Annotated in this window: 19 protein-coding genes; all 19 read right to left on the bottom strand. The window is 45.9% G+C overall.

Annotated elements, in window-relative coordinates:
* Nucleotide 1 precedes the first annotated feature (1 nt).
* Nucleotides 2-1,216 carry a sporulation protein YqfD gene (yqfD, locus tag SPSPH_RS09640; RefSeq protein WP_075755471.1) on the bottom strand — a complete coding sequence of 405 codons (1,215 nt, stop codon included), beginning with the start codon at nucleotides 1,214-1,216 and terminating at the stop codon, nucleotides 2-4.
* Nucleotides 1,206-1,481, bottom strand: a complete 276-nt coding sequence (gene yqfC / locus SPSPH_RS09635; RefSeq protein WP_075755469.1) for a sporulation protein YqfC — start codon at nucleotides 1,479-1,481, stop codon at nucleotides 1,206-1,208. The genes yqfD and yqfC overlap by 11 nt, the downstream gene beginning before the upstream one ends.
* A gap of 90 nt (nucleotides 1,482-1,571) precedes the next feature.
* Entirely contained in the window at nucleotides 1,572-3,134 is a 1,563-nt protein-coding gene (locus tag SPSPH_RS09630; protein WP_075755467.1) for an ATP-binding protein, read from the bottom strand.
* A gap of 212 nt (nucleotides 3,135-3,346) precedes the next feature.
* Nucleotides 3,347-3,742: a hypothetical protein gene (locus SPSPH_RS09625; protein WP_075755465.1), complete on the bottom strand. Its 396-nt coding sequence runs from the start codon at nucleotides 3,740-3,742 to the stop codon at nucleotides 3,347-3,349.
* 12 nt (nucleotides 3,743-3,754) lie between these two features.
* The gene (gene floA, locus SPSPH_RS09620) at nucleotides 3,755-4,759 is read right to left on the bottom strand and encodes a flotillin-like protein FloA (protein ID WP_075755463.1); all 1,005 of its coding nucleotides are present in this window, start codon (nucleotides 4,757-4,759) and stop codon (nucleotides 3,755-3,757) included.
* A gap of 17 nt (nucleotides 4,760-4,776) precedes the next feature.
* Nucleotides 4,777-6,081, bottom strand: a complete 1,305-nt coding sequence (locus SPSPH_RS09615; protein WP_075755461.1) for an NfeD family protein — start codon at nucleotides 6,079-6,081, stop codon at nucleotides 4,777-4,779.
* A gap of 572 nt (nucleotides 6,082-6,653) precedes the next feature.
* Nucleotides 6,654-7,106 carry a GatB/YqeY domain-containing protein gene (locus tag SPSPH_RS09610; protein ID WP_075755459.1) on the bottom strand — a complete coding sequence of 151 codons (453 nt, stop codon included), beginning with the start codon at nucleotides 7,104-7,106 and terminating at the stop codon, nucleotides 6,654-6,656.
* Nucleotides 7,107-7,125: 19 nt separating this feature from the next.
* Nucleotides 7,126-7,302, bottom strand: a complete 177-nt coding sequence (rpsU, locus tag SPSPH_RS09605) for a 30S ribosomal protein S21 (protein WP_021167731.1) — start codon at nucleotides 7,300-7,302, stop codon at nucleotides 7,126-7,128.
* 96 nt (nucleotides 7,303-7,398) lie between these two features.
* A complete protein-coding gene (locus tag SPSPH_RS09600) occupies nucleotides 7,399-7,746 on the bottom strand; it encodes a histidine triad nucleotide-binding protein (protein ID WP_075755457.1) in 348 nt (115 codons plus the stop codon).
* A gap of 103 nt (nucleotides 7,747-7,849) precedes the next feature.
* Nucleotides 7,850-9,172 carry a tRNA (N(6)-L-threonylcarbamoyladenosine(37)-C(2))-methylthiotransferase MtaB gene (mtaB, locus tag SPSPH_RS09595; protein WP_075755455.1) on the bottom strand — a complete coding sequence of 441 codons (1,323 nt, stop codon included), beginning with the start codon at nucleotides 9,170-9,172 and terminating at the stop codon, nucleotides 7,850-7,852.
* Between the two features lie 2 nt (nucleotides 9,173-9,174).
* Nucleotides 9,175-9,912 carry a 16S rRNA (uracil(1498)-N(3))-methyltransferase gene (locus tag SPSPH_RS09590; RefSeq protein ID WP_075755453.1) on the bottom strand — a complete coding sequence of 246 codons (738 nt, stop codon included), beginning with the start codon at nucleotides 9,910-9,912 and terminating at the stop codon, nucleotides 9,175-9,177.
* Between the two features lie 12 nt (nucleotides 9,913-9,924).
* Nucleotides 9,925-10,863 carry a 50S ribosomal protein L11 methyltransferase gene (gene prmA, locus SPSPH_RS09585; RefSeq protein WP_075755451.1) on the bottom strand — a complete coding sequence of 313 codons (939 nt, stop codon included), beginning with the start codon at nucleotides 10,861-10,863 and terminating at the stop codon, nucleotides 9,925-9,927.
* 34 nt (nucleotides 10,864-10,897) lie between these two features.
* A complete protein-coding gene (gene dnaJ, locus SPSPH_RS09580; RefSeq protein ID WP_075755449.1) occupies nucleotides 10,898-12,034 on the bottom strand; it encodes a molecular chaperone DnaJ in 1,137 nt (378 codons plus the stop codon).
* A 19-nt stretch (nucleotides 12,035-12,053) separates the two neighbouring features.
* Nucleotides 12,054-13,907 (bottom strand): molecular chaperone DnaK, encoded by a 1,854-nt coding sequence (gene dnaK, locus SPSPH_RS09575; RefSeq protein WP_075755447.1) that lies wholly within the window; start codon nucleotides 13,905-13,907, stop codon nucleotides 12,054-12,056.
* Nucleotides 13,908-13,942: 35 nt separating this feature from the next.
* On the bottom strand, nucleotides 13,943-14,509 hold the full coding sequence (gene grpE, locus SPSPH_RS09570; RefSeq protein WP_109298118.1) for a nucleotide exchange factor GrpE: 567 nt from the start codon (nucleotides 14,507-14,509) through the stop codon (nucleotides 13,943-13,945).
* 19 nt (nucleotides 14,510-14,528) lie between these two features.
* Entirely contained in the window at nucleotides 14,529-16,112 is a 1,584-nt protein-coding gene (locus SPSPH_RS09565; protein WP_075755443.1) for a TCP-1/cpn60 chaperonin family protein, read from the bottom strand.
* 14 nt (nucleotides 16,113-16,126) lie between these two features.
* Nucleotides 16,127-17,158 (bottom strand): heat-inducible transcriptional repressor HrcA, encoded by a 1,032-nt coding sequence (gene hrcA, locus SPSPH_RS09560; RefSeq protein ID WP_075755441.1) that lies wholly within the window; start codon nucleotides 17,156-17,158, stop codon nucleotides 16,127-16,129.
* A gap of 108 nt (nucleotides 17,159-17,266) precedes the next feature.
* Nucleotides 17,267-18,406: a radical SAM family heme chaperone HemW gene (gene hemW, locus SPSPH_RS09555; RefSeq protein ID WP_075755439.1), complete on the bottom strand. Its 1,140-nt coding sequence runs from the start codon at nucleotides 18,404-18,406 to the stop codon at nucleotides 17,267-17,269.
* An 11-nt stretch (nucleotides 18,407-18,417) separates the two neighbouring features.
* Nucleotides 18,418-20,214, bottom strand: a complete 1,797-nt coding sequence (gene lepA / locus SPSPH_RS09550; RefSeq protein WP_075755437.1) for a translation elongation factor 4 — start codon at nucleotides 20,212-20,214, stop codon at nucleotides 18,418-18,420.
* Nucleotides 20,215-20,288: the final 74 nt, after the last annotated feature.

The raw sequence follows: 20,288 nt of genomic DNA, 5'->3' as shown, positions 1-20,288 counted from the left end.
TTTACTGAGAAATATTTATAGTCTGCCCAATATCTTCGATTGTTTCTACATTTACTTTAACTCTGACAATATCCTCTTCGGCTGTTTTTAGGATTTCATAATTACGTGATAATATCTGCGCTGTTTCAGGTATACTGGTTTGCACTAGCTGAATAGCCTTGGCATGCGCTTCATCACGGGCTTTCTCAAAAGGCTTCTCTGTCAGGGTCGAGTTTATTTCATGATATATTGTAATAGTTGATTCGACAGTAAACCCACTATTCCTCCATTGAGGCATGTGTTTCTGTGTAATCTCGGTTTCGAATTCCGTGAACGGCTGATTTGGCGTGGCATTAAAGGTTAACTCCTTATCATTGATTTTCAGGGTCACAGCCACCTGGCGATTGCCTGTGCGGATAACAGATTTTTCTTTGCGCTCAGCTTCGGCATAGCTTTCATACCACACCCGTGCTTTGACAATACCTTTAGCCCTTATCAGTTCCCCGGGAACGCTGATTATATGAGGTTGGCCGGCATCAGCCGCAGGCACCGGCTCAGGAATAAATCCTTTCACCAGTAAATCACCTTTTTTTACGGTATCTCCCAGTTTTACTGCCGGTTGTCCGGCTAAAGCAATGATCTCGGTAATAACACCGTCTTTAGCAGCAACGATATGGGCCGGTGCTTTATCTTCCTGTTTGGGCATGGTTTTTTCCACCACTTCGATAATCGCCCTGGTACCGGTAAAATTTACACCCACCCATGCTACTTCCGGAATATTGAGTAATATTTCCCGTTCAATGCTTTTGATATTCAGACCATTCTTGCCGGCTCCCGCTTTTAGCCCTTGCTGATAGGCAACATATCTGATCCCTTCTTCCGGTATATTTTTCAAACCTGTAATTTCAACAAACCAAATATAGGAAGATAGTATATTGAGCACCAGGATAAACAAAACAACTCCTACAATCATCATCTTGCGGCGTTTAATGCGTTTGATTACAAACGGCAGGCCACGATGTGACAGTACTTTTACTTTAGTACGGCTGCACAGCACCAATGGCCGGATTTTAAAAAAATCACTTAATCCTATCCAGGCAATAATATCTTCATTGTTTTTGCTGATACCCCATAATAAAATCTGTTCTGTGATGCAAAGATTAATAAACCGTTCCGGCATAGAGCCGCTTATCTGGATTTTTACGGCACCACGCAGATATTTAGTGCTACATATCATACTTAACCTCCTGCACTATCCCTTCTATCAGGATTTGTTCGGCCTGCAGGCTGCCAAGTGTTAGTGTTTCACCATAAATATATAGTTCTCCCTGGCTGAGTTTGATACGGACAAGTGAAGGGGTATATTCAATAATCCCTTTATGATTTTCAACCAGCAATTGCTTGTTGCCAAGCATAGTTATTCTTGGTAAATCCAGTATTATATCTTGCGGTATTTCTAAAATTCCAGCCAACGATTGTAAATTTCTTCTACGGCGCAACATGGAAAATCCCCCCTCATATACAAATGTATGCCTATGAATAGGCCGATTAGTACATGATAAGGAGGATTTCAAAAACTATCTTAAGTTATATTATATCGGTGCCTGCAGCAGATTAACTGTTGCCGCCAAAGAAGCGTCAGGACACATGCGGGTTAAATATTCCTCAAATTTATGCACTTTTACCGGAGCAGCAAACCGCATATAATTAGTGGCTACAATCATTTCACCGCAATCCAGGTTTTTAATTTCATTACGCTGCTGCAAAATGTCTTTACGGCACATCGCCTCCAGTTTGCCTCGGTCGGCTTTAGATGCAAGCCCCAGGATAAATAAAGTGTTTAGCTGGGAAAGTACTTTATCGGCTAACAAGCGGGGCTGCTGATCAACAACACATAAGCCGATATTAAATTTTCTGGCCTCACTAACTAGCCGGGCAAAAACATTTTGTGTGCTTTGTTCCTTTTTACCCAAAAAGCGATGTGCCTCTTCCAGTACAATTAATACCGGTTTCGCCCGGGAAAGTTCAGGTTCAGACTTACCGGCGTAATGCAGCAGCATTTTTTTTGATAAAAGGGTTGATAAAGCCTGTTCACCGACAGGAGAGATATTTTTTAGTTCAACAAGTACAACTTTGCCTTGTTCCAGGTTGGTTAGCATGTGTTCGATGGCGGTAAGACCGTTATTCAAATGGCTTTCATTACTAATATTCAGCTCTTGTTCCAGATTCCAGCAGATGCTTTTAATTTTACTGATTGTCCGTGATTGAAATTTTTGCCCGGTTGAGCCGGCTATTTCTTCAATAATATCATCCACATCATAATGTAACACATAGTCCATCCAGCGTTCCTGCCAAACAGAAGCCAGTTTATAAATCGCATCAAGCTGGGGTTCGCTGAAAGTAGCACAGGCAGTAATATCCTCCGGCTCTACTTCGCTATAATTGAGCGCTAGCTTTTGTACATTATTATGAGGATGTTCAGGGGTGGTATTATAAACAACCAAACGCTCTTTCACGCGAGGATGCAGGGATAAATCACGATAATACTCATTATGAACATCAAATATGAGCAGTCCGTAATTCTCGCTGTCGATAATAGAGCTGGAAAGGACCTTTACCAGATTGCTTTTGCCAGACCCGGTTGTGCCGAAGATACCGATATGTTCGGTAATGGCTTTAGAGCCGAATATACCGACAGGCAGCTTCAACACTTCACGGCCGCTTTTCAGATACCCGATTTCAAGATCACCCTTCATTTCATTCAACAAAGCCGTATCATCGGTTGTCAGGCCGCGAACTTCGCAGAAAAAATCCGGACAGGTTTTGGGATTAAATAGCTGACCCTGGCCGTCGGCGTAACAAAGTTGTTCAGCAATACCAAGCTTTACCGTATGGTTGCCGCCTAAATAAAAATCAAGTTCTTCCTGATTAACCACCTGTCCATTCTCATCCAGTTTGCTCATTAAATAGCTGACACCATTCATTCCTGACCAGCGTGATTTAATTTTAAAATCATAAGCCCGAATATAGAACCTATCATTATTTTTCCCTTCAACCACTAAAATATCACCAAAATCAACATCCTGATTAGGAGCAACGACAAATTCCATATAGGTGCCTTTTGCATAAGTAAGGCGTCCTTTATATTCCAACATATGTTTGCCCCCTTTGATAGTTTGTTTAGCAACGATTTTAGTGTGCGCCAAAACAAAAGAAATAAAACAGGGGTTATTTTCCCTGTTTTATTTCGAATTGCTTAATTTGGTTTTTTATCCCGATAGAAAGTATAACTTTCGCCTGGATAAGGGCAACATCGGCTTTCGCCTTCGCTGAGGCTCGGCGTAAGCCGTGTTTTCTTTATCCATAATTATTGTTTAGGCTGCCGCCATATCGGCCGATAAGCACGAGGCGGCTGAAGGATTTCGGCAAAAATCAAGCCGTTTTGTGCTACTTGTGGTGATAATTTTCCCTTCCAGGGGGAAACCGGTTCTGTAGTGTGCGGTATATGTACCGGCGCTGGCATAGGCACCGTCGTTTTTTGGGGAGCATCCCAAGTTTGGGCAGTGAAATCCGTATAGGTTAATGCCGGCTGTGCGGCAGGCTTTGCTTTTATCTCTGTTGGCTGCGGTTTTGTGCCAACCGGGGTTGGCACTTTCGGGGGAATATCGGGATACTCATATTCCTCCGGATTTTTGCGCCGTTTTAGCAATTCAGGTATAAAATACAGCAACAGCATTATTAGGAGCGGTAATAAAGATTCCATGACTTCACCAACCTATTTTCGAGGTTCATCTGTATTATCGGCTGTACCTGCCGGGCCAGCTTTGGCAATAGTCTCCCGCATCTGGGTATCTGCCAGTACATTGTTCATATTATAGTAATCCATCACACCAATCCGGCCTTCTTTCAAAGCAACAGCCAGAGCTTTAGGGACATCAGCCTGGGCTTCTACTACCTTGGCTTGCATTTCCTGGGTGAAGGCGCGCATTTCCTGTTCTTGCGCCACCGCCATTGCCCGGCGTTCCTCGGCTTTAGCCTGAGCAATACGTTTCTCGGCTTCTGCCTGGTCTGTTAAGAGTTCAGCGCCAATATTGCGACCAACATCAACGTCGGCAATATCAATGGACAGAATCTCAAACGCCGTGCCTGAGTCCAAGCCTTTAGTCAGTACAGTGCGCGAGATATGGTCAGGGTTGGCCAATACCTCTTTATGGTCATCGGTTGAACCAACAGTGGTAACAACCCCTTCACCGACACGGGCCAAAATAGTGGCTTCCCCTGCGCCGCCTACCAGGCGGTCAATATTGGCTCGTACAGTAACCCGGGCTTTTACTTTAAGTTCAATCCCGTTTTTGGCTACAGCAGAAACAAAGGGTGTCTCAATCACTTTCGGGTTAACACTCATTTGTACTGCCTCAAGCACGTTACGGCCGGCCAAATCAATAGCTGCCGAACGCTCAAAAGGCAAAGGAATTTCCGCACGGTGAGCGGCAATCAGTGCATCAATTACCTTGTCAACATCACCGCCGGCCAAGAAATGAGCTTCCAACTGGTTTACATTTACACCCAGCCCGGCTTTATTAGCCTTAATTAGCGGCAATACAATCTGCGCGGGAGGTACCCGCCGTAAGCGCATACCAACAAGGGTAAAGATTCCGACATTGACTCCGGCTGCCAAAGCTGAAATCCACAGCCCCAGAGGCACGAAATGCAGGAATACACCTATCGCGACAATCACCAGGAAAACAAATAAAGCACTACCAATTAAAGCTGACAACATATTACCTCCTTATATCTTTAAGAATTTACAGGACGGACGACAATACGGTTTCCGGTTATATTCACCACCTTAACTAATGTATTAGGCTCAACAAATTGCCCCTCAGACACTACATCAAGTTGGACACCATCAATAATCATCGCACCGGCAGGCCGAAGCCCTGTAGGCGTTATACCTGTTTTATTCAAATACACGCTATAATCTTGGCTGCTGCTAAAACCGGCATTTTTGGTCGCAGCATCTTTTAAAATCAACCGTGACCATAACTTGCTGGAAGGCAGGCGTTTTAAGAGTAGCAAAAACACCACAATGGCAACCAGCAAGCTTATTGCCAGCATGTTAATAGCAGCGGCATTGGCTCCCAGTGTTAAAAATAAGCTGGCAAATACGGCGATAATACCACTAATGCCAAAGATCCCCACACCTGGTGTGTAAAGTTCAAACAGGATAAGCGCCAGCCCGCCGAGAAACAGAATAATTTCCAGCCATCCGGCAATTCCGGTAAGCCACTGACTGCCAAAGAAAAGTACGGCGGCAATGACACCAATTAAAGCGGCAACTCCCATCCCGGCTGTTTTGATTTCTGTTAATACTGCTAAAAATATGATTGACATCAGAAATGATTTAACCGTAGGATTAGACAGCCATCCTGCCACATTTTCCTGCCAGCCTGGCACATATTCGATGACTTCATTGCCGGCTAAGCCATAATGCGCAAGCACGGTTTCCCTGTCAGGCGCAACAATGTCGGCATAACCTACTTTGATGGCCTGATAATCAGTAAGGGCCAGTATTTGACCAGGTTCAGCATAGCCCGGAAACCCCAGTGATTTGTCTACCATAGCTTCAGCCACCTGAGGATTGCGCCCGGTCCGGTTGGCCGTGGCCGCAAATTCAGCTTTTAAGGCAGCCACTGTCTTCTCGGTTGTTGGTATGGGTTCTGCTGCACCGATACTGCCGCCTGGCGCTATCGCAATATGCTTATGCGAAACTGCAATCAACGCTCCCGCCGACCATGCACGGTTCTTGATATAACAGATAGTCGGCACAGGCGAGTTGATGATCATATCACGGATACTGACAGCCGAATCCACCAAACCGCCAAAGGTATCGATCTCAATTAAAACAGCCTGCGCCTGTTTGCTGCCGGCATCAGTCATAGCTTTATGAACAAGCGCCGCCTGACCACCATTGATTTCTCCTTTGATAGATATACTGATGACAGGCCCGGTGGCAGCCGCTATCGGCCTTTCTGCAAGGAACAGGGTAAACAGGGCCGCTATTACAATAATTACCATTTTATGATACGCAATATGCCTCATATTCTCACCTCCAAACAATTCATTAGATTATCTTGCCAAATCATTTATTAGTTTATTCGCCATCATTTGCCAGTATCCCTGTTTTCTCCCAATAAAATCTTATTTGTCGAAAGTTTGAAAATTGTTACTTATTGTAAAAGCCTTGACTTGTCGAATCATGCATGTTATTGTCTTAATATAGTCAAGTGAAGCTTATGCAACATATAATGCAGCAGTATAAACAGCCAATTCATCTACTATTTACACTTCTATGCAGCAATTATTGCAGTTGTTCCCCAGCAGTTATCTTCTATTAGTCACAGCACTCTTGCATCAACAATAATCTACTGATCTCAGCATAAGCTACAGCAATTAATTACAAGACATGTAACGGTCAGCTTCACTAACTACAGAAAAGACAAGCATTGCTTGTCTTTTCTTTTTTTATTCCCTCTATGGTGTTTATCTATACAGACACAGGACTACTAACCCGCCCTTTTCTCCCTGCTTGTAACAATTTGAAGTCTTAAAGCAGGTTAGTCATCACAATAAACTAAAATCCGGCGTTAAAAAACGCCGGATTTAAATTTGTTCTACTGATTTAAGAACTCGCGCACAATGCTGTTTACGAGCTTACCGTCAGCACGACCCTTAACTTTTGGCATCAATATAGCCATAACCTTGCCCATATCTTTGGCGCTGGCAGCTTGAGACTCTGTAACAGCTTCAGTCACAAGAGCCCGCACTTCTTGTTCACTCAATTGTTGAGGAAGGTACTGCATCAGAATGTCGACTTCTTGTTCAAGGTTCTCAACCAAATCAGGACGATTACCTTTTTTAAACTCTTCAATCGAATCCCGGCGCATTTTGACTTCTTTAGCCAGTACGTCCAGAACTTCCTCTTCAGAAAGTTCTCTTTTCTTGTCAATTTCTAGATTTTTGATACTGGCGCGAACCATGCGAATAACGGAAAGCCGAAATTTTCCAGCTTCTCTATCCTTCATAGCCTGCTTCATATCTTCTGTTAGCTTGTCTTTAATAGACATTCAGTTGATACCTCCGAAACTAGTTAAACTTACGTTTACGTGCTGCTTCGGATTTCTTCTTGCGTTTTACGCTGGGTTTCTCATAATGCTCGCGTTTTCTAACTTCCGCAAGAACCCCGGCTTTTTGGCAGGTACGCTTGAACCGGCGGAGTGCGCTGTCAAGCGTTTCATTTTTGCCTACTTTTACTTCAGACATCTGATCTCCCTCCCTCCACTAGAACCATTACGAGGAAGTGTACTTGAATAACATACACCTAATTATTATACACTAAAACGCTGAATATTGTCAATATTAACCTGGAGGCCAAGTCATAAAACGGCCGCCCAATATATGGAAGTGGAGATGGTAAACAGTCTGTCCACCATTATCCTTGGTATTGATGACTGTGCGGAATCCGTCTTCAGCTACTCCGGCAATTGCTGCTATTTTGGGAATTGTCGCCATGATATGACCAAGCAGCTCTGCATCATCAGACGTTGCCTCAAGAATATTAGCTATATGTTTTTTGGGTATAACCAATACATGTACAGGGGCAACGGGATTTATATCAGGAAATGCAATAAGCTGTTCATCTTCATAAATGGCGTTTACCGGAATGGTTTTAGCTGCAATTTTACAAAATATACAGTCCTGCTGCATAGGTACTCCCTCCCCTCCGCAGTAGATAGTAATATACATTTGCTTTCTAAATTATTCTTCTTAATTATATAAAATCCTGCCGAAAATATGTTACTCAAGAAATTTATTCTATTATTTTCCCCCAGAGCCCATCTTTGTACACACGCTCAATCGCAACTTTACCGATTAGTCCGATATGCTCCTGAGTACCGGCAGCATAAACACGCACATAATTGCCGGTTAAGCCTGAGAGTAAGCCCTCGGTTTCGCTAATTTCAAACAATATATCAAGCTTTTGTCCAATAAATGACTGATGATATATTTCTGCCTTCCTGTCTGCCAACTTTTGCAGACTCTGTGCCCGGCGTTTTTTTTCTAGTTCAGGTACTTGAGCCAAAAATTTAGCAGCCGGAGTACCTGTCCGGCGGGAATAAGGAAAGACATGGATTTTGGCAAATGGCATAGTACCGACAAAATCCAAAGTGTTGGCAAACATTGCTTCCGTTTCTCCCGGAAAACCAGCAATTATATCTGTCGTAACCGCAATATCCGGCACGCGCGCCCTAATACCGGCAATTAACTCCCGATACTGAGCAGTCGTATAGTGTCTGTTCATAGCCGTTAAAATCCGGTCATCTCCGGATTGCAGCGGGAGATGGAGATGCCGGCAAAACCGGCTGTCCAATTGCATCAACGCGATCAAGCTGTCAGAGACTTCAACCGATTCCAGCGAACCCAGACGCAGACGCATAAGCTGGTTCCCCCCGGCGTTTAAAACTGTCCGGGCGGCATCAACCAGCGTAATCTCCTGTTCTTTGTTGGACAAATCACGGCCAAAAGCCCCCAAATGTATGCCGGTAAGAACAATCTCGGTAAAACCGGCAGCCACCAGCTTTTCCGTTTCGGCGGCAATGCTGGCAAGTGTCCTGGAACGCAGCGGCCCGCGGGCATAAGGAATAATACAATAGGTACAAAAATTAGTGCAGCCTTCCTGAATTTTAAGAAAAGCCCGTGTTCGTCCCGGCATAGCAAACAGCGGAATATCCTCAAACTCTTTAGCCTGCATAATATCGGTAACGGCATTGACCTGTACTGTCCGGTTATTAGCCAGAGCGGCCTCAACCAGTTCCACAATCCGTGCTCTGTCCTGAGTACCGACAATGACATCCACCCCGGGAATTTGAGCTACCTGACCGGGCGAAACTTGCGAGTAACAGCCGGCAACGGCAATAATAGCCTGGGGATTCAGTCTGCCGGCCCGCCGAATGAGTTGGCGTGATTTTTTTTCTCCCAGACTGGTGACCGAACAGGTATTGATGACATACACATCCGCCTGTTCGTCAAAGCCAACCATTTCGTAGCCTTGAGCCTTAAACAGACCTTCCATTACTTCTGTCTCAAACTGATTTACTTTACAGCCCAATGTTGTAAAAGCTACTTTCCGCATAGTCAGCCCCCTAAATCGCCGCACTCATACATGACAGCCGTTAAAGCAGCTAAGGCTGCTGTTTCGGTACGCATAATCCGTGGCCCCATAGTAACAATACTAACCCCTTGTTTTTGGCATAACCCGACTTCGGCTGTGCTGAAACCGCCTTCCGGACCAATAAAAAGCATATATGCCGGCTTATTGGCTTGAACAAGCACTTGCTTTAAACCACAAGCGGCTTGTCCCTCATATAGCATAATTTTATTGGTATCAGTAAATTCCTGGTTTGTAAGTACATCGGCCAGGCGGATTATCGGATATACTTGCGGAATATGGCTTCGCCCGCATTGTTTAGCCGCTTCACGGGCAATTTTTTGCCAGCGGTTCACTTTATCTGCCTGTTTCGCAGCCTCATACCGCACGACACAATGTTCGGTAGCCGCAGGAATAATGCCATGTACGCCAAGCTCTACTGCCTTTTGCACAATAAAATCCATCTTTTCCCCTTTGGTCAGGCCCTGCACCAGGTAAACCGCAACAGATGGTTCTGTATTATCTTCCGTAAAGGAAAGCAAGGTAAGCTGTATGACCTCCGGAGTTGCCTGAGTAATTTGGGCTTGACAGGTTTTTCCGTCCTGGCCGGATAATAAGACGGTATCACCGGCGGCTAGCCGCAGCACGGCAGCCATATGCCGGGCATCCGGACCGGTAATTGCCATAGTCTGACTAATGGGGGCCTCAATAAAGAAACGGCGCATATACGCGCCTCCCTATCGGCTGTCGCTGCCGGCCACAATAGCCACCCAGCCGCCTTCTTCAATGACCTTATCAACAACAAATCCGTTATCAATAAGTGCAGCGGTAACATCACTCAAACGTTCGGAAATAATGCCGCTGGCAATAAACAAACCGTCATCTGCCAGTCGTGTCCGGACATCTGGCAGCATTTTGATAATGATATCGGCAATAATATTGGCAACTATCACATCAGCCTTACCCTGTACGCCGGTCAGCAGGTCGCCGTGAGCAACTTCTACAGTTGCCGCCACCTGGTTAATCACAACATTTTCCCGGGCTACCCGCACGGCTACCGGATCAAGATCAACCGCCTGCACATGTGCTGCGCCAAGTTTGGCAGCAGCCACTGCCAATATGCCGGAACCTGTACCGACATCAAAAACAATATTGCCTGGTTTAATACTCTCTTCCAGGCAGCGAATACACATGGAAGTGGTATGGTGTGTACCTGTACCAAAGGCCATCCCCGGATCCAATTCGATAACAATATCATCAGTGAGCGGCACATAGTCTTCCCAGGACGGTTTAATAACAATATGCTCACTTATCCGTACCGGATGAAAATACTCTTTCCAGGAGGAAGCCCAATCCTCTTCCTGTACTTCACGACAGTTAATACAACCCCGGCCTTTATCAAGGTTATGTTCATGCAGCCTATTGACACTTTCCTCAAACACACGCAGCTTATCGTCCAAAAGCTCATCAACAGGCAAATACGCCTTAATAGTTACTACTTCTGTTTCTGTTTCTTCGGGGATGTCGCAATAATCCCAGGTCCCTGAGCGCCGGTAACTATTAATCAGTTCAGGGTCTTCTATCACAACCCCGCTTGCTCCCAGATCGTGAAAAACATTAGCCACCGCCTCAGTAGCCTCATGGGAGGTTTGAATGCTGATTTCAGCCCATTTCATGCGCCATCGCCCCTTATACATCTATTAATACTATTTACAAAACACTAAAAACATTTTTAAATTTCTTAAAAAAACCTTTTTCCTCCGAGGTCGGCTCAACACCGCCGGCTTTAGCAAACTCTTGTAAAAGTTCCTTTTGGCGGTCGGTTAATTTCTTCGGCGTTACTATTTTAACGCGCACATGCTGATCACCGCGTCCATGGCCGCGCAAATGCGGAATGCCTTTATCTTTGATGCGGAACACGGTGCCGGTTTGGGTGCCTTCAGGCACCTTGAGCTTAACCCGGCCGTCAAGTGTAGGCACTTCAATTTCGTCCCCTAATGCAGCCTGAACAAAATTAATCGGCACTTCGCAAACAACGTCATTGCCTTCACGTGTAAACAGTTTATGCTGTTTTACGAAAAGATACACGTATAAATCCCCGGGAGGACCTCCGCGCTGTCCGGCTTCGCCTTCATGAGCCACCCTAAGTCTGGAACCGTTATCAACGCCGCCAGGAACTTTGATTTTGATTTTACGTTTGACTCTGGTCTTGCCGCGGCCATTACACTCTTTGCACGGAGTCTTGACGATTTTTCCTTCTCCCCGGCAACGTTCACAGCTTCTCACATTGACCATACGGCCAAAGGGCGTGTTTTGCGTTACCTGAACCTGACCTGTGCCCCGGCATTCGGGACAAGTTTCAGGATGTGTTCCGGGAGCAGCACCTGAACCTTGGCAGGTACCGCAATCTTCGGTGCGTGGTACTTGTATTTCAGTTTCCAAGCCGAAAGCGGCGTCCTCAAAACTGATCTCCATATCATAACGTAAATCGGCACCCCGTTCAGGTCCGGCCTGCCGCCCACCGCCGAAACCAAAACCCGCCTGCCCAAAGAACATATCGAATATATCCGAAAAACCACCAGCCCCGGCGCCGCCAAAACCGCCACCGCCGTTAGCGGCATCGAACGCAGTATGACCAAATTGGTCATACTGCGCCCGGCGCTCGGCATTGGATAGAATTTCGTAAGCTTCATTTACTTCTTTAAACTTTTCTTCCGCTTCTTTGGGATTGTCGCGATTAACATCAGGATGGTACTTGCGGGCCAATTTGCGATAGGCTTTTTTGAGTTCATCCTCTGACGCCGTCTTGGCTACACCAAGCACTTCATAATAGTCACGCTTACTCATTCACACCATCCCAAACTCATTATTTCTTGTCTTCGTCCACCACTTTATATTCGGCATCAACTACTTTATCGTCATCAGGTGCACCTTGCGCACCTTGTGCTCCGCCTGGCTGAGCCCCTTCTGCCGCTCCTTCGGCCTGAGCAGAGGCTTGATACATAGCAGTCGACAGTTCGTAAAGCGGCTTAGTAAGAGCTTCAGAATCAGCCTTGATGGCCTCAATATCGCTGCCTTTCAATGTTTCTTTCAGCTTATCAGCCGCTTGCTGCACTTGATCAACAAGAGTTTTATCGGCTTTTTCGCCAAATTCTTTAATGGTTTTTTCCGCATTATATACCAGCGAGTCGGCATTATTACGAACTTCGACTTCTTCTTTGCGCTGTTTGTCTTCAGCAGCATGCGACTCGGCTTCTTTAACCATTCTTTCTACTTCCTCTTTATCCAGTCCACCGGAAGAAGTAATGGTAATCTTTTGTTCTTTGCCTGTACCTAAATCTTTTGCCGATACATGGACAATCCCGTTGGCATCGATATCAAAAGTAACCTCAATGCGCGGTACGCCACGGGGGGCAGGAGGAATGCCGGAAAGTTCAAAGCGTCCCAGCGTCTTGTTATATGACGCCATTTCGCGTTCACCTTGCAGTACATGGATATCAACAGACGGCTGATTGTCAGCAGCAGTTGAGAAGGTCTGACTCTTGGAAGTCGGGATGGTAGTATTGCGGTCAATAATTTTGGTAAATACCCCGCCCAAAGTTTCGATGCCCAGGGACAGCGGCGTAACGTCCAGCAGCAGTACGTCTTTTACTTCACCAACAAGCACACCGGCCTGGATGGCGGCACCGACGGCTACGCACTCGTCCGGGTTGACACCTTTATGCGGCTCTTTGCCCAAAGATTTTTTAATGGCTTCCTGTACGGCCGGAATCCGGGTGGAACCGCCGACAAGAATAACTTTATCAATATCCTTGGCAGACATCCCGGCATCGCTTAATGCCTGACGGGTCGGCCCCATGGTAGCTTCAACCAGATCGGCCGTTAATTCATCAAATTTTGCCCTGGTCAGATTGATGTCAAGATGTTTCGGACCAGTTTGATCGGCAGTAATGAACGGCAGGTTAATATTAGTGGTAAGTACACCTGACAGCTCAATTTTGGCTTTTTCCGCAGCTTCTTTCAACCGTTGCATGGCCATCCGGTCATTGGTCAGATCAATTCCCTGTTCTTTTTTGAATTCGGCTACCAGCCAATTCATAACCCTTTCGTCAAAGTCATCGCCGCCCAGCTTGTTATTACCACTGGTGGCTTTAACTTCGAACACGCCGTCGCCCAGTTCCAGGATCGACACATCAAACGTGCCACCACCCAGGTCAAATACCAGGATAGTGTGGTCATTGCCTTTATCCATACCATAAGCTAAAGCTGCAGCCGTAGGTTCATTGATGATCCGAAGCACTTCAAGACCTGCAATAGCACCGGCATCTTTGGTAGCCTGACGCTGGCTGTCAGAGAAGTACGCAGGAACGGTAATTACCGCCTGAGTTACTTTTTCACCCAGATAAGCTTCCGCATCGGATTTGAGTTTTTGCAGAATCATTGCTGAAATTTCCTGAGGAGTATAGTCCTTACCCTCAATAGTAACTTTATGCGTAGTCCCCATATGACGTTTAATCGAGCTAACCGTGCCGTCAGGATTGGAGACAGCTTGACGTTTAGCGATTTGTCCAATTAAGCGCTCACCGTTTTTTGAGAAACCTACTACAGAAGGGGTGATGCGACTGCCTTCCGGATTAGGAATAACTACCGGCTCGCCGCCTTCCATTACAGACACGCAGGAGTTAGTAGTACCAAGGTCAATACCAATTACTTTTGCCATCGTTAATTTCCTCCTTAAGTAAACTTACTTGTGAATTAATTTCCTACTACTTTTACCATACTTGGACGAATTACCCGCCCGTTAACTTTGTAACCTTTTTGCAGTTCTTCCACAATCATACCATCAGGCTGACTGCTATCCTCAAGGCGCAGTACGGCTTCATGCTGCGCTGGGTCAAACATATTTCCTACCGCAATAATGGGCTCTACCCCTAACTGTGTCAGGGTACTATTTAGCTGGCGGAAAATCATTTCCACGCCTGTGGCCAAAGCAGTTACGTCATTTGGCGTACTGGCTGTTGCCCGCTCAAAATTATCCACTATAGGCAAGAGTTCACAAATAATGCGCTCTGCAACTATAATAGATAGTTCTTCCTTCTCCTGACGAGTCCGGCGCCGGAAATTATCAAAATCGGCTTGTAAGCGCTTATACCGGTCTGTCATCTCATCAAGCAGGCGGCCTTTTTCATCCAGCGCCGCCATAAACTGACTTACATCTTCTGCCTGAAAACAAACTTCATAATTTTCTTCTGCTGCAGTTTCAGTATTTAGATTTTCTTGAACTGATTCAGTTTGTAATCGCTCTTGTTTTTTTTCTGCCACGAACTCCACCTCCGGTTATTTAGAAGTCAGGCATACCGCTGTCAGCACCGCCTGCCTTCTGGGCATTAGCCCCCTCTTCTTTTTTCTTTATAATGGTATCAATCCGCAAAATAGCCACAGCCACTTCTCCTGCAGCTTTTATGGCATGAAGTTTTACCGGAACCGGATCAATAACACCCCGCTCCAGCATATCAACCACTTCACCGCTATCACAATCCACACCTAAAGAATCGCGGTTTTGAGCCGTTTGCGCAGCAACGACATCCTCTACTTTTTCCAGAGGATTAAAGCCTGCATTTTCCACGATTTGCGACAAAGGCTGCTTCAGAGCATTAGCTACGCAATCCAGGCCATAGGCAGCCATACCTTTAAGGTTTTCACGATATTTGCTGACTTCCCGTGCCATTGCAATTTCAATGGAACCACCGCCCGGTACGTAACCGCCCTTTACTGCGGCCTGCACACTGGAAGCGGCATCTTTAGCAATACGTTCGCGTTCCCCTACTACCTCTTCGGTGGCTGCACCTACCAAAATCGTGGCCATTGGCTTGCCGCTGCCGCCAATAACCCGCACTTGTTCCAGCTTTTCATCCTGGTATACCTTTTGTGCAGCACCCAAATATTTTTCAATATCGGTCTGTTCTTTTTTCAAGCCGGTGCGTTTTATCATCCGCGCTCCGGTGTGATCGGCTACCCGGCGCAGATCTTTGGAAGATACCCTCTGAATAACCATAATATTGGCATCTGTGAGAATTTCCTCGGCAGCGCTGTGTACCCCCCGGTCAACCATAACAATGTTCACACCAAGACCAACAATCTTTTGCACATTGGATTTAAATTCATCCTGCAGATCGATATACCTTTTAAAACCGGCTTCTGTACTTAACGCCTCGTCTTCAATCTCTTCCGGTTCAAGTGCATCATCAATAAGCAGTAATTTTGCATTCAATATTTCTTCCGGCATTTCCTGGGTCATACGTTCCTGATCAACAATAACACCCAGAAAGACTTCATTGTCAGCGCCCGCTTCCGCCGTAATAATTTCGGCCAGCTTAAAGTTAGATTCGTTTAGCTTTTCCACACCTATCAGTTTAGCGGCTGCTACCACCAGGTCGGCAATATCTTCATGTTCCCGTCCGGCGATCATGGCAATACTCCGGAGTATGGGATCATTTACTTCAGTAATCGTACGGGTACGGTCCTTTACGTTTTCCAGGACTTTGGCGACACCATACCTGATGCCTTCAATGACTCTGGCGACAGGTACACCGCGCATAACCTGGTTTACCCCTTCAGATACCAGACTGCCAGCCATGATGGTAGCGGTAGTAGTGCCGTCTCCTACTTCGGCCTGTTGGGCCTTAGCGGTATTAATAAGCATTTTTGCCGCCGGATGATTAACATCCATCTTATCTAAAATTGTGACACCATCATTGGTAATAATAACTTCACCAAAACGGTCAACCAGCATAGTATCAAGCCCTTTAGGGCCGATTGTACCTTCAACGGCTGCAGTAATTGCCCGTACAGCATTGGCGTTAGTTAACAGAGCGGCTAATCGTTCATCCACATCAGCGCCACTGCCGGCTTGCTTTAAATTCATGGATTTCCTCCCACCTATAGCATTTTATACTTTTTCAAAATTTCACCTAAATGGCGTTGCATAAATTTAAGTACAGACATAGTTTTACCATATTCCATCCGGGTGGGACCAAGCACGGCAACCGTTCCTACCACTTGCCCGTCTATGCGGTACGTGGCTTGAACAACACTGCAGTCATGAATGCCTGTATATTTATTTTCCTGACCAATCGTAACAACCACACCATCACTGTTGGCCATATGGAGAATATCACATAGCAAACGGTCTTCCTCCAGCATGGTTAAGAGACCCTTAACCTTATCAACATCCCTGAATTCCGGCTGATTTAACATCTGCGTCGTGCCGCCAAGATACACTTTTTCCTTCTTATCAACAGTAAGTACATGCTTAAGCAGGGTAACGGCCCTTTCATACAACTGCGGGTCAGGCAAAATATCGTTTTGAATATCTTTTAGCACCGGTGTAGTAATCAGTTCGATCGCCAAGCCTCCCAGCCGGGAATTGATGGCAGTTGCCACACGGGTCAAGTCTTCATGGTTCAGGCCTTCAGGAATTTCAATTATTTTATTTTCTAACAACCCGGTATCGGTGATAATAACAACAATAGACCGGCACTCATCCAGCGGTAAGAACTGAAGGTATTTGAATGTACATTGTGACACTTGTGGTGCCAGGACCATAGAAACATTGCTGGTCACGCGGGAAAGGACCTTAACTGTCTCCTGAAATACTTCGTCTATCCGCCGGGCTTTTGTCTGATACCAGTTGTCGATGAGCTGAATATCTTTGTCAGAGATCTGGGGTGGTGCCAACAAACAGTCAACATAAAAACGGTAACCTTTGACTGAGGGTATTCTGCCTGCCGAGGTATGCGGTTGTTCAATATAACCTAACAGCTCCAAATCGGCCATTTCATTACGGATTGTGGCCGGACTGACCCCCAAATTATATTTACGGGCAATCGTCCGCGAGCCAACCGGTTCTGCGGTGGATATGTAGTCATCAATAATGGCGTGCAGGATTTGGCGCTTCCTTTCATCTAACATCGACTCCACCTCCTTGTTGTTAGCACTCATATCACGCGAGTGCTAACACCTACTAAAAAAATACCACTCCTTGGGTGTAATGTCAAGATAGTACACTACTTCTATGAGCTAATCGGGTAAAAAACTTCTAAATACTATATTGCCAAACTTCATCCCCGTATCGGTTAGCCAAATCCGTTCATCATCTGCCTTCAGCAAGCCTTGTCGTTGAAGCCTCGCAAAAACATTGCCAAACAGGTCAAAAAAATCTACACCAAAATACCGGGTAAAATGACTTAACCTCATCCCGCCGGTAGTACGCAATGCTAAGAAAATATATTCGGCCATAGACTCGCCCAAGGTCAATGTTTCCTCCATGACGACCGGAGACCTGCCTGTTGTTACTCTACTTATATATTCCTTAATTCCCGTTACCGTACCTGTTCGCTGCCTGTTTAAAAAAGAATGGGCAGCAGCTCCAAGCCCTAAATAAGGCTGATAATGCCAATATTTCAAATTGTGCCGGCACTCGAATCCCGGACGGGCAAAGTTTGAAATTTCATAACGGGCCAACCCTTGACTTGGTAAAAACTCAGACATTGCATTATACATGGCTTCCTCGTCCGCTTCATCCGGCAAGGCCAGCAACCCTTGTTCAGCGGCCGTCGCCAACGGGGTTCCTTCTTCCAGTTTCAGCCCATATACCGAAATATGGGCCGTATGTAATGCTGCCGCTTGCTCAAGCTCGCGAAAAAATCCAGCTGCTGTCTGACCTGGCAAACCATACATTAAATCAATACTTATATTATTAAACCCGGCAGCTTGTGCGTATTCCACAACCGCAAGACTGTCGGCCGTTTGATGGATACGTCCCAGGCCGGTAAGCAAATCATCATTAAAGGACTGAACACCAAAACTCAGTCGATTAATTCCGGCAGCTTTCAAGGCGGCAAGCTGCTGCCGCGTTACCGTGCCCGGGTTGGCTTCCATACTGATTTCAGCTCCGGACTCAATCGTAAAGTTATCCTCAAGACTGGCTACTATTTGCTCCAGCAGGGGAACCGGCAGGACACTGGGCGTGCCGCCGCCAATGTATACTGTGTCAACAAGCGGCTTATACAACTTACCGCCCTGATCAGCAATCTGCTGACACAAGGCGGTAGTGTAGGCCGTAAATAAGTGTTCTACTCCCGAATAGGAAGAAAAATCACAATACAAACATTTCTGTCGACAAAAGGGAATATGAACATATAGGCCAAGTTTGCTCATCGTCCGCTACCTTAATCCATTTTTAAAATAGCCATAAACGCTTCTTGCGGAACTTCAACGTTGCCCACTTGTTTCATCCGCTTTTTACCCTCTTTTTGCTTTTCCAGCAACTTGCGCTTACGGGTAATATCGCCGCCATAGCATTTTGCCAGTACATCCTTGCGCATGGCCCGTACAGTCTCGCGCGCAATAACCTTGCTGCCAATAGCGGCCTGAATGGGAATCTCAAACATTTGCCGGGGGATAATACCTTTTAGCTTTTCGGCCAGCTGCCGTCCCCGGTGTGTTGCCCTGTCCCGGTGAACAATTACACTCAGGGCATCAACCGGCTCACCATTCAGCAAAATATCCAATTTTACCAAATCCGATGTCTTGTAGCCCAACAGTTCATAATCCAGCGAAGCATAGCCGCGTGTTGATGATTTCAACTTATCAAAATAATCAAAAATGATCTCACTTAAGGGTAAATGATAGGTCAGCATTACCCGGGTGGTATCCAGATATTTCATATCTTTAAACTCGCCGCGCTTATCTTGAGACAATTCCATAACAGCGCCCACAAAGTCATTGGGAACCATAACCGTGGCTTTTACATACGGTTCTTCCACATGTTCGATTTCCTGAGTTGTCGGCAATTTTGACGGATTTTCAATATCGATAACTTCACCGTCTGTTCTGAACACCCGGTAAATTACACTGGGTGCGGTGGTAATGAGCGTCAGATTATACTCCCGCTCCAGACGTTCCTGAATAACATCCATATGTAGAAGTCCCAGGAAGCCGCAGCGGAAACCAAAGCCAAGCGCAATAGATGTCTCGGGTTCAAATACCAGCGATGCATCATTTAACTGAAGTTTTTCCAGAGCATCACGCAAATTTTCATAATCAGAGCTATCTACCGGGTATAAACCGCAATACACCATTGGCGTAATTTTGCGGTAACCCGGGAGTGGTTCGGCAACCGGACGCTCGGCACTGGTAATAGTATCACCTACCCGGGTATCTTTTACATTCTTAATACTGGCGGCAATAAAACCAACCTGTCCCGGGCCCAACTCGTCAATGTTGGCAAGATATGGTTTGAATACGCCTACTTCCGTCACATCAAAAACCTTATTTGTCGCCATCATTTTGATTTTCATGCCAGGCTTAATACAGCCATTCATTACCCGTACATAAGCAATTACACCTTTATAGGAATCAAAGTGCGAATCAAAAATGAGTGCACTTAAGGGTTCATCAACAGTACCTGCAGGTGGCGGAACTTTTTTAACAATGGCCTCAAGAATTTCCGCGATGCCAATGCCTGTTTTGGCGCTGGACAAAACGGCATCTGAGGTATCTAAGCCGATAACATCCTCAATTTCCTGTTTAACCCGCTCCGGCTCGGCGCTTGGCAAATCAATTTTATTGATTACCGGTACAATCTCAAGGTCATGTTCCAATGCCAAATAAACATTGGCCAGCGTTTGGGCTTCAATCCCCTGGGCGGCGTCAACTACTAAGAGCGCCCCCTCACAGGCTGCCAGACTGCGGGAGACTTCATAGGTAAAGTCAACATGCCCCGGTGTATCGATAAGGTTCAGCATATACGTTTCGCCGTTATTTGCGGTATAAGACAAGCGAACAGCCTGCGCTTTAATCGTAATGCCACGCTCGCGTTCAAGCGCCATTTGATCCAAAACCTGGTTTTCCATCTCGCGGGCAGAGAGAGCACCTGTATACTCCAACAACCGGTCTGCAAGCGTCGACTTGCCATGGTCGATGTGGGCGATAATAGAAAAATTGCGAATATGTGATGTATCCATCAGACTGGGGCTCCTCCCTGGTATAAATAAGGTTTTTTACACATTTCTATAAATTATACCATTAGCTGCCCGTT

This window comes from Sporomusa sphaeroides DSM 2875 (assembly GCF_001941975.2).
GTDB lineage: Bacteria > Bacillota > Negativicutes > Sporomusales > Sporomusaceae > Sporomusa > Sporomusa sphaeroides.
The sequence above is the reverse complement of the archived record's forward strand: the minus strand, read 5'-3'. Positions and strand labels throughout refer to the sequence as shown.

Coding starts and splice junctions, on each gene's coding strand:
- yqfD (WP_075755471.1), bottom strand. CDS start 1,216: ATGATATGTAGCACTAAATATCTGCGTGGTGCCGTAAAAATCCAGATA.
- yqfC (WP_075755469.1), bottom strand. CDS start 1,481: ATGTTGCGCCGTAGAAGAAATTTACAATCGTTGGCTGGAATTTTAGAA.
- SPSPH_RS09630 (WP_075755467.1), bottom strand. CDS start 3,134: ATGTTGGAATATAAAGGACGCCTTACTTATGCAAAAGGCACCTATATG.
- SPSPH_RS09625 (WP_075755465.1), bottom strand. CDS start 3,742: ATGGAATCTTTATTACCGCTCCTAATAATGCTGTTGCTGTATTTTATA.
- floA (WP_075755463.1), bottom strand. CDS start 4,759: ATGTTGTCAGCTTTAATTGGTAGTGCTTTATTTGTTTTCCTGGTGATT.
- SPSPH_RS09615 (WP_075755461.1), bottom strand. CDS start 6,081: ATGAGGCATATTGCGTATCATAAAATGGTAATTATTGTAATAGCGGCC.
- SPSPH_RS09610 (WP_075755459.1), bottom strand. CDS start 7,106: ATGTCTATTAAAGACAAGCTAACAGAAGATATGAAGCAGGCTATGAAG.
- rpsU (WP_021167731.1), bottom strand. CDS start 7,302: ATGTCTGAAGTAAAAGTAGGCAAAAATGAAACGCTTGACAGCGCACTC.
- SPSPH_RS09600 (WP_075755457.1), bottom strand. CDS start 7,746: ATGCAGCAGGACTGTATATTTTGTAAAATTGCAGCTAAAACCATTCCG.
- mtaB (WP_075755455.1), bottom strand. CDS start 9,172: ATGCGGAAAGTAGCTTTTACAACATTGGGCTGTAAAGTAAATCAGTTT.
- SPSPH_RS09590 (WP_075755453.1), bottom strand. CDS start 9,912: ATGCGCCGTTTCTTTATTGAGGCCCCCATTAGTCAGACTATGGCAATT.
- prmA (WP_075755451.1), bottom strand. CDS start 10,863: ATGAAATGGGCTGAAATCAGCATTCAAACCTCCCATGAGGCTACTGAG.
- dnaJ (WP_075755449.1), bottom strand. CDS start 12,034: ATGAGTAAGCGTGACTATTATGAAGTGCTTGGTGTAGCCAAGACGGCG.
- dnaK (WP_075755447.1), bottom strand. CDS start 13,907: ATGGCAAAAGTAATTGGTATTGACCTTGGTACTACTAACTCCTGCGTG.
- SPSPH_RS09565 (WP_075755443.1), bottom strand. CDS start 16,112: ATGAATTTAAAGCAAGCCGGCAGTGGCGCTGATGTGGATGAACGATTA.
- hrcA (WP_075755441.1), bottom strand. CDS start 17,158: ATGTTAGATGAAAGGAAGCGCCAAATCCTGCACGCCATTATTGATGAC.
- hemW (WP_075755439.1), bottom strand. CDS start 18,406: ATGAGCAAACTTGGCCTATATGTTCATATTCCCTTTTGTCGACAGAAA.
- lepA (WP_075755437.1), bottom strand. CDS start 20,214: ATGGATACATCACATATTCGCAATTTTTCTATTATCGCCCACATCGAC.